The organism is Sphingobacterium hotanense, from assembly GCF_008274825.1.
Taxonomy (GTDB): Bacteria; Bacteroidota; Bacteroidia; order Sphingobacteriales; family Sphingobacteriaceae; genus Sphingobacterium; species Sphingobacterium hotanense.
In genome coordinates, this window is sequence record NZ_CP030848.1 from 1,852,181 (window position 1) to 1,866,087 (window position 13,907).

Annotated in this window: 11 protein-coding genes; 10 read left to right on the forward strand and 1 reads right to left on the reverse strand. The window is 40.1% G+C overall.

From position 1 onward, the window contains the following. Positions 1-122 precede the first annotated feature (122 nt). The 10 genes from DSM08_RS07585 to DSM08_RS07630 all read left to right on the forward strand — a co-directional run bounded on the left by DSM08_RS07585 (position 123) and on the right by DSM08_RS07630 (position 13,321). A complete protein-coding gene (locus DSM08_RS07585) occupies positions 123-806 on the forward strand; it encodes a hypothetical protein (protein ID WP_149525595.1) in 684 nt (227 codons plus the stop codon). A gap of 339 nt (positions 807-1,145) precedes the next feature. Beyond that, on the forward strand, positions 1,146-1,382 hold the full coding sequence (locus DSM08_RS07590) for a hypothetical protein (RefSeq protein WP_187774009.1): 237 nt from the start codon (positions 1,146-1,148) through the stop codon (positions 1,380-1,382). Between the two features lie 290 nt (positions 1,383-1,672). Beyond that, positions 1,673-2,275: an RNA polymerase sigma factor gene (locus DSM08_RS07595; RefSeq protein ID WP_149525597.1), complete on the forward strand. Its 603-nt coding sequence runs from the start codon at positions 1,673-1,675 to the stop codon at positions 2,273-2,275. A 93-nt stretch (positions 2,276-2,368) separates the two neighbouring features. After that, the gene (locus DSM08_RS07600; protein WP_149525598.1) at positions 2,369-3,535 is read left to right on the forward strand and encodes a FecR family protein; all 1,167 of its coding nucleotides are present in this window, start codon (positions 2,369-2,371) and stop codon (positions 3,533-3,535) included. 164 nt (positions 3,536-3,699) lie between these two features. Next, entirely contained in the window at positions 3,700-7,074 is a 3,375-nt protein-coding gene (locus DSM08_RS07605) for a TonB-dependent receptor (RefSeq protein WP_149525599.1), read from the forward strand. An 11-nt stretch (positions 7,075-7,085) separates the two neighbouring features. After that, positions 7,086-8,777, forward strand: a complete 1,692-nt coding sequence (locus DSM08_RS07610; RefSeq protein ID WP_149525600.1) for a RagB/SusD family nutrient uptake outer membrane protein — start codon at positions 7,086-7,088, stop codon at positions 8,775-8,777. A gap of 24 nt (positions 8,778-8,801) precedes the next feature. After that, the gene (locus tag DSM08_RS07615) at positions 8,802-10,790 is read left to right on the forward strand and encodes an FAD-dependent oxidoreductase (RefSeq protein WP_149525601.1); all 1,989 of its coding nucleotides are present in this window, start codon (positions 8,802-8,804) and stop codon (positions 10,788-10,790) included. A 4-nt stretch (positions 10,791-10,794) separates the two neighbouring features. After that, entirely contained in the window at positions 10,795-12,441 is a 1,647-nt protein-coding gene (locus DSM08_RS07620) for an FAD-dependent oxidoreductase (protein WP_149525602.1), read from the forward strand. A 105-nt stretch (positions 12,442-12,546) separates the two neighbouring features. After that, a complete protein-coding gene (locus DSM08_RS07625) occupies positions 12,547-12,861 on the forward strand; it encodes a type II toxin-antitoxin system TacA family antitoxin (RefSeq protein WP_149525603.1) in 315 nt (104 codons plus the stop codon). After that, positions 12,830-13,321, forward strand: a complete 492-nt coding sequence (locus DSM08_RS07630) for a GNAT family N-acetyltransferase (protein ID WP_149525604.1) — start codon at positions 12,830-12,832, stop codon at positions 13,319-13,321. Before DSM08_RS07625 ends, DSM08_RS07630 begins: the two co-directional genes overlap by 32 nt. A 45-nt stretch (positions 13,322-13,366) precedes the next feature. Here the strand turns inward: DSM08_RS07630 and DSM08_RS07635 are convergent, their stop codons facing one another. Then, complete coding sequence (locus tag DSM08_RS07635) at positions 13,367-13,870, reverse strand: DinB family protein (RefSeq protein WP_149525605.1); 504 nt, start codon at positions 13,868-13,870, stop codon at positions 13,367-13,369. Positions 13,871-13,907 lie beyond the last annotated feature (37 nt).

A 13,907-nucleotide genomic window follows, 5' to 3' on the forward strand; every position in this document is an offset into this window, starting at 1 on the left:
CTATTTATATTATATAAATCCGCAAGGCATTGGATAGTATTTTTTTTCTGAGCAACTTACCTTTGGTTTACACAACAGTGCTTCGAAAATCGAATCGCTGAACTTAAACTAAAACGAATTCTATGTTTTTTTCTGTTGGACAACATGAAGAAGCTGCCTTTGCAGTAGACCAATTAGTAAACCCGGTAAACGCTGGAAACCCTATGGTTTTATCCTTTGTTCGAACTTACTCGAGTACGGCTTTTTTTAAAGCAACATCGAAGGACGCTGCTCCATTTTATGTGGATACCGTAACGAATAAAAGAATTAGTAAAAAAAATTGGACGGAAGGAATGCACAATGTAGCACGACTAAAAGAGTCACTGGTTCCAGCGGCACCATATCGGTTCAAGATCACTATATTTGGATATATCATGTTGCTTGCTGTTATCGGATTCTTCGCATATTTAACGTATGATTCATTCTTCAAGCCTGTAAATCCTAATATTAATGCCGCTCAGCCTTTAGAGCAAACTATGGAGCCAAATAATATATATTTCGGACGCTTCGAGCGCTATGAGGAAGGACAGAGAATACCGTCGAAGACTGGGTTTGGATGGTTTAAAGTGACGGAGAATGCTAATGGTACAGTAAAATTGGCGATGAGCAAAGACATGCAGACTCACCACCAAGCGCCAGCAAATATGAACTCTACGGATTTTGAGGAAACGACTGCTGAGATGAAAATTGAAGAACAAGAAAGCTATAATATCCGTTTAAAATCTACGGATGGTCTACTTGAGGTAAACCTTACGGAAAAGAAATAATTGATGAAGCAGAAAAAGGAATTAACCGGTAAGCGCGTGTTGAAAATTGCACTTTTAGTGGTTATTGGAGCAATATTCCTTTTCTGCTTCATGCTTTATGCGACCGTCAAAACTAAATCGACTAGCCTAAGTAAGATAACTCCCTTCCAATAGATAATAAACAAACCCCTAACTCTGGTTCGAGATGTCGAACTTTTTGTCGAGGAATTCCCTAGCAATGATGATTTCCCAAACCTGATAACCGACCGGTATCAACGAAATTACCAAAACCTCCATGAAAGATTGACCATTGAAGAGCCCGATGCTAAATTTATTGTAAAGATTCCTGCTGGTTAGCAAGTGGTTTTTACTAAAGCAACCATGTATACGAATGGTGTTTCAGGTAGCTCGAAACCCTGCCTATTTGGAACTATCGAGTATGCAGGCAAAGTATATAAAGTAGAATATCAATGGGGTGATCAATCCATTGGTCGCCGATTTGATAAAATCCCTGAAAGCTGGTCATTCCCCATGGCGCCCTGGCAATCGGCGATTGACTTAAAATTCTATAAACTGCCCATTGCTGAATGGTGGTAGTTATTTTATTTTCCTCTCCAACAACCGAGGAGCTTGAAATGTCAGCGTTTTAATTCTGTGAATCCTCCTTATTCAATGCAACAAACTCCTCGTAACATCTAGAAAGAAGGTTAATTCATCGTTCTCTAAAATTTCATACTCGCAGATTTCGACTCTCATAATTGGAAATTTTAGAAATATGTGCTAATTTGAGACATTATAATACCACAAAACACGCATAACCTATAAACACCTTTTGCCAGTTTTATAACTTTAGCGATTAAAAGAAATCGTTTAATGATGACGCACCGATGAATAAGAGTGTAGATATTGATGTGAAATTACTTCTAACGGAGTTGAAAGCAGGCAGTTTGCCAGCATTCAATCAAATCTATTTGTTTTATTCGCCGGCTCTATATGCGCACTTATTGAAGTTCTTGAAATCACCGGAACTAGTTGAGGAGGTGTTACAGGAAGTTTTTGTAAAGGTATGGAATCTTCGCGCTGAAATTGAGCCAGATCGAGGGTTCAAAACTTTTCTCTATAGAATTTCAAGCAACTTGGCGATTAATGTAATCAAAAAGATCAACAGGGATAAGGCATTGCAGGCTGAAGTTTGGGCAAGTTCAATCTCCTATTACTTTCATTCGGAAGAAAAATTGCTCGATAAAGAGCGCTTAGAAATTATTGATCGTGCGATAGCTACGCTTACTCCAAAGCGCCGTGAGATTCTGCATTTTTGTAAAGTGGAAGGTAGAAGCTATAAAGAAGTAGCTGACTTGTTAGGTATTTCGGTATCCACAGTAAGCAATCAATTGGTTAATGCCATCCACGATATCCGGTGTTTTATTGTGAAGAACTATAGTGAGGAATACCTTGTCGGTATTTTTTTATTACTAGCTATACAATTTTAAAAAAATATTCATTTCTCCATAGTGTGTTTCTGTCCGACGCTTGTATATAGTATAAAGACCAAGCGTAAAGCGACCATTATAAACACATAAAAATTGGATACAACAGATTCAAGACTTCAAGATCTTTTGCAATTGTATTTGCAGAACAATCTAGACCTAAAGGACTACGAGGAATTTTTTGCGTTACTTGCTGCATTGCCAGATGAACAATTGCAAGCACTTATGCAAAAGCATTCAGATTTGCAATCAGACTCCATTAATTTAGATCAGTTCATTAAAGATCGTATCGACCATCTGCAAAACAGAATTCAACAAGTCATTTCCTTAGGAGAGGAGAGCTCAACCACGAACTTAGATCATAAAACACAGAAAATCTGGAAGCCATGGATAGGAATAGCTGCAGCATGCCTTTTGTTTGCAATTGGATTTTCAATTTATAGCGGATTTTGGAATAGCACCGAAAAGTTAACGGAAGAGGTTGTAATGAAGAAAGTCGATCTTTCGCCTGGTAAGGACGCTGCTGTTATGATTATCGATGGAGAGGAAATAGTGTTAAATGGGGAGAAGTCGGGCGTAGTTTTATCTGACTCTTCTTATAGCTACTTGGATGGTTCTGATCGAACCATGTTAAATGCGAAAGAGGTTCAATTAGTTACACCTCGCGGCGGGCAGTACCAGATCGTGTTGACAGATGGGACTAAGGTCTGGATAAATGCAGATAGTCGCTTGACAATTTCTAAAGATTTTAATATAAAAAACCGCACTGTACAATTATCTGGGGAAGCATTCTTTGAGGTAAAAAGGAATGCGAATCTTCCCTTTCTTATCCAATCTAAAGCTCAGGACATACGTGTTTTAGGAACTGTGTTTAATGTAAATACTTATAGTGATGAGCAATATGCGCGCACTACGTTGCTGTCAGGATCTTTAAAAGTCAATGATCTACTATTAAAGCCAAACCAACAAGCACTTCTTAATCAAGAGAATAAGGTAATAAGGAAGCTCTCTGTAGATGCTGCGGCAGTTGCGGCTTGGAAAGATGGCATCTTCGATCTTAGTGGATTGAACTTTGAAGAGTGCATGCGCATAATCGGCCGATGGTATGATTTAGATATTGAGTATCTAGGGCAGATTCCTCAGGTGGATTTAGTAGGCAAAATGAGCAGAGGGGTGAAGTTATCTACTTTCTTGGATTTCTTATATCAAAATACAGGTGTTAAAGGTGAGTTGCTCCCAAATCGGAAACTAATTATTAAGTAATCAATCCAACAAAAATATAACCAGCAATAAACTATGAAAAGAAACTGTTTGCCACCATGATAGTATAAAGCGAAAAGGGAAGTGTCCTACCACTTCCCCTAGAGCTTTCATTATGATCTATTGCATTTACTAACAGAATCATAAATCTTACTTATTACAATATTATGAAAAATATTTTAGGAAAGGCCAATGCGCTATGGTCGCGGCTTCCTATTCCTTATGTTCCATCCCACAGGCTATTGAATATGTCTATAAAAGCTTGTTATGTCTTTGCGATTTTATGTTGCTTTCAAGCACAGGCAAAGACCTTTTCTCAGACCCTATCTTTCCGCTCTAAATCCGTTCGTTTAGAAAATCTGTTCCAATATATCCAAAAAGAAAGTAACTATTTGGTTTTATACGACAATAATATTGTGAAGAGAACTAAACCGATGACCCTTGATGCGAAAAATCTTCCGCTCAATAAATTTCTAGATTTGATATTGGAAGATCAACCTTTGTCATATGTGATTGATGATAAAACAATTTTCATCAATGCTCGTAAAACCATTCCCGCACGTACCACACGAGAGGAACGAATTGAGGCAAAAAAGGCAGATCGTTTGCAACGCACAGTTTCCGGACGTGTCTTGGACGATAAAGGTGCTCCATTAGTGGGAGTTACTGTAACGGAGAAAGGTACTAATAATGGAACTTCAACAAATAATGAGGGTGGTTTCGAACTCGTCGTCACCAATAACCAAGGAATCTTAGTCTTTTCGCTGTTGGGATATGAGTCCATCGAAAGACCGATTGGCCAGCAAAGTGAGTTCAATATCGCATTAGTTCCTTCGGTAAATGATTTAGATGAGGTTGTAGTGGTAGGTTATGGTGTTCAAAAGAAAGTGAATTTAACAGGTGCTGTTTCATCGGTTTCCGGAAAGGATATACAGTCACGGCCCGTTGGTCAAAGTTCTGCAGCATTGCAGGGGATGGCGCCAGGGGTTACTGTGACGCAAAGGTCAGGAAAGCCTGGCTCCGATGGAGCGACCATACGAATTAGGGGTATTGGAACATTGAGTAATGCAGATCCTCTTGTGTTAATCGACGGAGTTGAAGGTTCTATTAATAATATCGATCCTAACTTAATCGAATCAGTGTCTATCCTAAAGGATGCCGCATCTTCTTCTATTTACGGATCAAGAGCAGCCAATGGAGTAGTTTTAGTGACTACTAAACGTGGGACAGGGGATAAGGTGACTCTTTCTTACAACAATTATTTCGGTTGGCAAAGCCCGACAAATATGCCGAAGCTGGTAAATGCTTTAGATCATATGTTGCTCACCAACGAGGCATATACGAATGTTGGAAGTTCGCCATTATATCCAGAAGACATCTTGGAAGCTTATCGTAAGCAGGGTGACGGAAGTTCTGATGAATATCCAAATACCGATTGGCAAAAAGAGTCACTCTTGGGGTCTGGATTTCAACAAAGCCATTTCGTAACCTTAAATGCGGGGTCAAATAAGGTGCGCAACTTGGCGTCGTTCGGATATTATGATCAAAAAGGATTATTATTAAACAGCGGCTTTAAGCGATATACGCTCCGTAATAATTTGGATATTGAGATTTCAGAGAAGCTTTCTGCAAAAATTGATCTTCAATTCGTTAATCCAGTTATTAATTCTTCAGCTCAAAGTATTGATGATTTATTTCAATGGATGAATAGTATTCCCGCGAACCAATCTTTCCGCAATTCGAATGGAACTTGGGGTTTGGGCTGGAATGGTAATAACCCTGTGTCAGCAGCTGCGGACGGAGGCTTCGCCACTGATAAAAAGCCTTGGGGCGCAGTAAATGCTTCGTTAATTTATAAGCCGTTTTCTTGGTTGACAGCAGAAGCGAACTATGCGCCGAAATATGTGAATGCGATGAATAAGAATTTCCGCGAAATGGTGCAGTCCTATCTACCCGACGGTACGAAAAGTTTTGCGGTTCCTCAGCGATCAGCATTGACCGAGACTCGAGATCAAGAGTATTTCAATAATATGCGTGCGACCCTAACGTTTAATAAGTCTTTTAATGATCATCACTTAAACTGGCTTGTTGGTGCGTCACGTGAGGATTATCATAAAGATGAGCTGAAAGCATTTCGCGACACCTATGTGCTTCCTGATTATCCTGTGTTGAATACGGGATCTGCGTTAAATCAATCAGCAAACGGGACAGCATCCGAATGGGCACTACAGTCATTCTTCAGTCGGATTAATTACAATTTCAAAGATCGCTATCTACTGGAACTTAATGCCCGTTATGATGGCTCTTCTAGGTTCTTGAAGGGACACCGCTATGGTTTCTTCCCGTCGGCATCTGCAGGATGGCGTTTTTCGGAAGAGTCATTCATGCAAAAGTCAAAGTCTTGGTTGAATGAGGGTAAATTAAGGGCCTCATGGGGTAGATTAGGTAATCAGAATATCGGTAATTATCCATCCGTATCCGCATTGGATTTAGGATCTTTTAACATGGGGAATGCCATTATCAATACAGCTGCTCTAAACAACATGTCAAATCCTATTATCACCTGGGAATCTACCGAAGAACAAAACATCGGATTGGACTTAACTTTATTCAAGAACTTCAGTTTAACAGCCGATTATTTCCATCGCAAAACCAGTGATATTCTGCTGAAGCTTGATATACCATTAACGGTTGGGTTGAATGCTCCAAATCAGAATGCCGGAATTGTAGAAAACAGAGGTTGGGAACTGGCCTTGAATTATCGCAGTAATCGTGATCGTGACTTTCGTTACGACATGACATTCAATCTTTCTGATGTCAAAAATAAAATATTGGACTTACGTGGTATAGCAAATACTGGGTTGACAGTACACCGTGAGGGATATGCGATTAGTTCAATTCTAGGGTATGAGGTTGAGGGATATTTCCAATCGCAAGCGGAGATAGATAGTCATGCAAAACAGTTTGGTACTCTCGCTCCGGGTGATCTTAAATATAAAGATCAAAATGGAGACGGCATTATCAATGAGTCTGACAAACTAATAATCGGTAGCACCGTTCCGCGTATGACCTATTCGCTAAACGCAAATATGGCCTATAAAGGCATTGACTTTGGGTTTTTATTACAAGGCGTTGGAAAAGCGGATGGTTATTTGTATGGTGCTGGAATACAGCCTTTCACAACGACTGGTGCTATTGGCGGAACTATTCGTGAAGACAATAAGGACCGCTGGACTTCTGAGACACCGAATGCGAAATATCCACGCTTAGCTTTTGGTCAGAATAACAATCAACAAGCGTCCCAATTCTGGATGAAGAATGCTTCTTACTTACGCGTAAAGAATGTACAGTTAGGCTATACTTTGCCAAACTCGACTATTGATCGAATAGGTATTAATCGTCTACGGTTATTCGTTAATGGATCAAACCTGTTCTCCTTTGATAAGTTCTGGGATGGATATGATGTAGAGGCTCCAGTAGGAGTGGGTAATTATTACCCACAAGTAAAGGTGTATACGTTTGGATTAGATATTACTTTTTAAGCTACAAAACCATGAAAATTAAATTTAGACTTATATATATAGCGATGATCGCAGGGGGCTTAACGTTATTCAACTCTTGTGATGATTATCTGGATAGGAAGCCGCTTTCCGGTCCTTCCGATGAGAATTATTTTAATAATGAAGATGAACTGATGTTGGTTGTCAATGGGCTTTATTCGTCGATGACCTATCATCCGACCGATGATGTACCTCAAAATTTAACGTTAGACTGTGCAACTGACATTAGTTGGGATCGAAATACTTCGGCTCTGCAATCCATTGGTCGCGGCGATTACGATAGCAACAATGGTTACATCTTGAATATTTGGCGAGATTCTTACCGCACAATTGGTAAATGTAATTTTGTGTTAGACAACATGAATAAGCTGCAAGGACAGGTAGATGAAGCTAAATTAAAGCGTTACGCTGCGGAGGCTCGCTTTGTTCGCGCATTTACATATCAATTATTAGTTGATTTTTTTGGAGCTGTACCCCTGATGAATAAGGGCTTAAGTTTAGCGGAAGCACAGATTCCGAGAAGCCCTAAGAAAGATATAGTTGATTTTGTGCTAACCGAATTAGCGGCAGCTGCTGCAGATCTACCTTTAAGTTACAGTGGAGCTGATGTAGGTCGAGCAACGAAAGGTGCGGCATTAGCTATTCGCGCAAGAGCGGCTTTGAATGATAAGCGCTGGGAAGAAGCTATTGCATCGTCGAAAGCGGTGATGGATGCAAAGACTTATAGTCTTCATCCAAATTTTGAAGAGCTGTTTCAATATGGCGGTGAGAATTCTAAGGAAATTATCTTTGCTTTCCAATATTTACGCTTACAGAACACCAAAACCCATAGTGCGACGCGGAATTTTCTGTCTAGAAATGCACAGGGAACATCGAATAAGATTCCCTCACAAGCTTTGGTTGATGCTTATTTGTGTAAGGATGGACTGGAAATTGATAAATCTCCATTATTTAATCCGCAGAAGCCTTTCGAGAATCGCGATCCTCGATTAGGATTCACTGTAGCATTGCCAGGCTCGCGACATTTCGGTTTCCAATTTGAGACACACAAGGACAGTACTAAATGTTGGGACTATAACTATTCATCTTCCGTGCCAAAGCGTATCGATAATCAGGATGCTTTAAATGCATACGCTACATTTTCTGGCTATTTGTGGAAGAAATATGTCGATTTCAAAGACAAAGAATTTACGATGCAATCCGAACTTAATGTGACACAATCGCGTTTTGCAGAAGTTTTGTTGATTTACGCTGAGGCAAAAATTGAAGCTAACCAGATTGATGCTACCGTTTATGACGCGATTAATCAAGTTCGCCAAAGACCTTCTGTGGAAATGCCCGCTATACCTGCCGGTAAGTCGCAAGGGGAACTACGCAATATCGTTCGTAAAGAACGTTTATACGAACTAGCAAATGAAGGTTTTCGATTGGCAGATCTAAGACGCTGGGGACTTGCTGACAAGTTTATGAATAATTCATTCATGGGACGGATTCCTAAAGGAATCCTCAGCAATGCACCGAAGATTGATGCAGACGGTCTTGTTGACTATAGCCAAGTTGCTAATAGGGCGCAAATGCGTGTTATTGAAGTGCGCAAGTTCAACAAAGACCGCGATTATTTATGGCCCATCCCGAATATTGAGATGGAAACCAATAAAGCGCTAGAACAAAACCCTGGATATTAAAGCTAAACCTAATTTAAAATTATCATGAAGAAGATTTTTAAAGTATTAATATTTTGCTGTTTAAGTGTTTCTGTCGTATACGGACAGAAGAAAGTTGAAGTTGATTTGTGTATCTATGGAGCGACATCCGCGGGTGTAGTTGCAGCTTATACCGCTGCAAAAGCTGGAAAAAAAGTCGTCATTGTCGATCCTGTCAATCATATCGGTGGATTGAGTTCCGGTGGTTTGGGCATGACAGATATCGGGAATAAGTTTGTTGTAACTGGTTTGGCTCTCGATTTCTACAGAAAAATCGGGAAGCATTATGGAACTTTTGAGCAATGGATTTTTGAACCCAAGGTTGCCGAACAAATATTTAGAGACTATTTAGGAAAAACCAATGTACAGCTGATGATGAATAATCCGCTAATCAAAGTCAATAAAAATGGAAATACCATTAGCAATATTGAATTAAGCGCTTCGGATGGCACAAATCAGGTTTCAGCAAAAGTATTTATGGACTGTACCTATGAGGGAGATTTGTTAGCAGCAGCAGGCGTCTCTTATCACGTGGGACGTGAGGATAATAGCCTTTACGGGGAAACGATTAATGGTGTCCAACTATTGGACGGACATCAATTCCCTAATGGAATCGATCCTTATAAAGTGAAAGGCGATGCATCTAGCGGATTGCTTTGGGGCATTTCTAACGAGAAACTATTGCCCAAAGGAACAGGTGATAAGAAAGTTCAAGCGTATAACTACCGGATTACTTTAACGAATGTTCCGGAAAATCGGATTCCCATAACTAAACCTGATAATTACGATGCGCAACGTTATGAACTGTTAAAGCGTCAAAAGGAATTGCAACCTTGGAAAAGTATACAGGATGTGTTTATTTGGAGTTTGATGCCAAACGGTAAAACCGATATCAACAATAGAAATGGTTTTTCTACCGATATGATCGGGATGAACTGGGATTACCCAGAAGCAGACTGGTCGCGGCGCAGAGAGATAATCAAAGCACATGAGGATTATACCAAAGGACTTTTATATTTCGTAGGTAATGATCCGGCTGTTCCCCAAGAAATCAGGAATGAAATTCAAAAATGGGGATATCCAAAAGATGAATATATCAATAACAATCATTGGTCGCCACAGCTTTATATTCGAGAAGCTCGTCGAATGGTAGGCGAAGTGGTGATGACGCAAAATCACTGTCAGGGTCGAGAGATTGTACAAGACGATATTGGATATGCAGCTTATACGATGGATTCGCACAATTGCGACAGGCTAGTAGTGAACGGCATGGTGAAAAATGAAGGAAATGTCGAAGTTGGTGGTTTTCTTCCTTTTCCGATATCTTATCGTTCCATAACACCGAAACGCGCGGAAGTGAGTAACCTCTTAGTGCCAGTCTGTCTTTCATCTAGCCATATTGCCTTCGGTTCTATACGTATGGAACCTGTATTTATGGTCCTGGCACAATCTGCTGCTGTCGCTGCAGGAATTGCAATTGATAAAAAGATACCTGTACAGGATGTGAAAATTGATGACATCAAGAAAGTTTTAAATACTAATCCGAAAGCTGACAAACGAGCTGCCGATGAATTGATTCATGTTTCGAATTCAGAACAAGTTAAATTATCTGGTAACTGGTCTGATGGAAAGGGTAGAGGCTTTGGTATGTCATTTAAAGAGTCTGCCGGTAAAGAGGATGCTAAAGCTCGTTTTACCGCTTCTAAGCCTTTGAAAGCTGGGAACTATAAAGTATACACATACTATCCTAAGAAAGCGGAGAGCGCAGTTAAACATGACTTAGTAATCTTCAATGGTAAAACAGTCGAGAATAAAACCTTAGATTATTCGAAGGTGGAAATTAAAGGACAAACGAGTAGCACCTGGGTTGAAGTAGGCGAATTTACTTTCTATCAAGGGAAGAACAATCCTTACGTTGAGATTAGCAATAAGGGCGCAGATGGAATTGTTGCTGCAAATGCAATTCTATTCGTTCCACAGTCGGACCAAAATTAAGGAAATGAAAAAGTTTCACATAGTAATTAGTTGTTTTATAGGTGTTGTAACGCTTGGGTTTACTTTGCCTAAGAAAGAGTACAATGCCGACTTGATTATCTACGGCGGAACTTCGGCGGCCATTACGGCCGCCGTAGAGGCCGTAAATTCTGGTGTTTCCGTCATTGTTGTTTCTCCGGACAAGCATCTCGGGGGATTGTCTAGTGGTGGATTAGGCTTTACCGATACTGGGAATAAGTCAGTTATCGGAGGGTTGGCTCGCGAGTTCTATCATCAGATATTTATACACTATAATCAAGAAAAGTCCTGGACATGGCAGCGCAAAAACGAATACGGCAATCAGGGTCAGGGTACATCTGCTGTGGACGGCGCAAATCGAACGATGTGGATTTTTGAACCGCACGCTGCAGAGATGGTTTTTGAAAAGTGGGTAAAAGAAAAAAAAATACAAGTTTTACGTGAAGAACTGCTTAATCGTGAGGCTTCAGGCATTCAGAAAAAAGGGACACGAATTGAAGCAATTCGGACTCTGTCCGGAAAGACATTTAGAGGTAAAATGTTTATTGATGCAACCTATGAGGGGGACTTAATGGCTCTCGCTGGTGTATCCTATCATGTGGGTAGAGAGGCGAACAGCACGTACGGAGAAAAATGGAATGGTGTTCAGGTGGGGGTACTTCATCATGGACATTGGTTTAAAAGTAATATTTCACCGTATGTTGTGCCGGGTGATAAAAGTTCAGGATTGCTGTTTGGCGTTTCTGAGGAAGATCCCGGACAATATGGCGAGGCTGATCATCGCGTACAGGCCTATTGTTTCCGAATGTGCTTAACAGACCATGCTCCAAATCGGGTGCCGTTCAAAAAGCCAAGAAATTATGATCCAAAAAATTATGAGTTACTTGCTCGCGTCTATGCGTCTGGATGGAGAGAAACGTTCAATAAGTTCGACCCGATTCCAAATAAGAAGACAGATACGAACAATCATGGACCTTTCAGTACCGATTTTATCGGAATGAACTACGATTATCCCGAAGCGAACTATGAACGTCGAAAGGAGATCATCCAACAACATGAGGAGTATCAGAAAGGGCTCTTGTACTTCATGGCTAACGATCCTTCAATGCCAGCAGATGTACGCGCCGCCTATTCCAAATGGGGACTTGCAAAAGATGAGTTCAAAGATAATGGCAATTGGCCACATCAGCTGTATGTCCGCGAGGCAAGAAGGATGGTAGGTCAATATGTTATGACGGAGCACGACACGTTCAGTGACCGTGTTGTCTCAAATTCTATAGGAATGGGATCATATACTTTAGATTCGCATAACGTTCAACGTTATGTGAAGCCTGATGGGTTCGTCCAGAATGAAGGAGATATTGGGGTCCATCCGAAGAAGCCATACAAAATCTCCTATGGCGCACTTGTTCCGAAAGAATCAGAATGCGAAAATCTCTTAGTGCCAGTGTGCCTGTCGAGTAGCCATATCGCATTCGGTTCGATACGTATGGAACCGGTCTTTATGATTTTAGGACAGAGCGCTGCAGCGGCAGCAATATTGGCGATAAAGGATGATGTAACAGTGCAAAAGGTCAATTATGATAAGTTGCATAAGGTGTTGAAAGAAAGAGGCCAAGTGATGGAAATGTAATTTCTAGGAACATTAATTTTTTTATGACGGCCAAGGTTCTCTAAATTCAACACCTTTTTATGTACGGATTTTTTCCGTACATTTGTATAGCAAATAACAATCAACATGGCAACATCAGTAGATCGTATCGACATTCGAATCAGCAAGGAGAATAAAGATTTGATAAAATATGCTGCTGAAATAAGTGGATTCAAAACTGTTTCAGAGTTCATCGTTTCTTTGGCGAAAAAAGAAGCCAAGCGAATCATTGAAGAAGAGACTAAATTACTGAAGTCAATGGAAGACAAAATTCATTTTGTTGAAGCATTATTGAATCCTCCTGCTCCGAATAAAGCTTTAAAATCTGCATTAGAGCAATATAACGATCTATTTAATTCCGCCGCACCTAATGATTTCGACAGTTTTAGAAAAAAAGCATAATCGTAAGAATTTTAGATGCGGCGTAGATGAATTAGACATTTATCTAAAGCAATATGCAAATCAAGATATCAAAAGAAGATTAGCGGTTTGTTACGTCATTGCCGACAAAAATAACGATGTGATTGGATACTACACGCTTTCTTCCAATCACATCGATATATCAGATATCCTCGAAAATTTAGCAAAATCTTTAACCTATTCGGAGGTGCCGGTAATCATTATTGGTCGCTTAGCGGTACACCAGGATTATCAAGGAAACAAGCTAGGCCAAGCCTTACTTATTGATGCCTTTAAGCGAATACTAGAAATTAGCACACTTGTTGGAAATCATGCTGTCATCGTTGACCCAACGAATGAGCCAGCTGAGAAATTTTATGCTAAACTGGGATTTATTCCATTAAAAAAGTCAAAACGAATGTTTCTGCCATTGCGAACTATTGTCGATCTATTCGAAAAATAGATGGTCTGGTATCAAATACGGAAGCGTTTTTACGCTTTTAACAATTTAGTAACCAAAATTCCCCCTCACACCCTCAATCTGATAGCAATGTCTTTTGCTATGCGTCGCTATAACCGTCAACCATTCAAATCTCGTCAAGTATCCTAATTTCGGAAACTCCATATCCATACACAACAGCGTCAAATCTTTATCCTTAATATCCAATACCAACTTCGTTTTTCTAGCCAGCACACGTTCCAACAGGTCATCCTTCACATAGCTTTCCTGTCTAGGCAACAAACTCTTATCCGCTTCGAACTTGGAGTTTAAATCCATGAATAGCGATCGAATAGCTGGCACTTGTTCATCAAAAGCGCGATTATAGGTCTGCACTTTCTGATCGGGAATTCCACTCGAACTTCGTAGAATATGCTCTACGATTTGTCCTATGCTCCATCCGCCATCGGCGGGCTTTTGATTAATCTGCTCATCGCTAAGATCTTGAATAATCCCCTTAAGCTGATCAAAAACCTCCGTAATTTCCTTTGATATTTGCTGATTGATTTCCATCGTGTAATTCTTTGCTACAATATCTCAAATACTATGC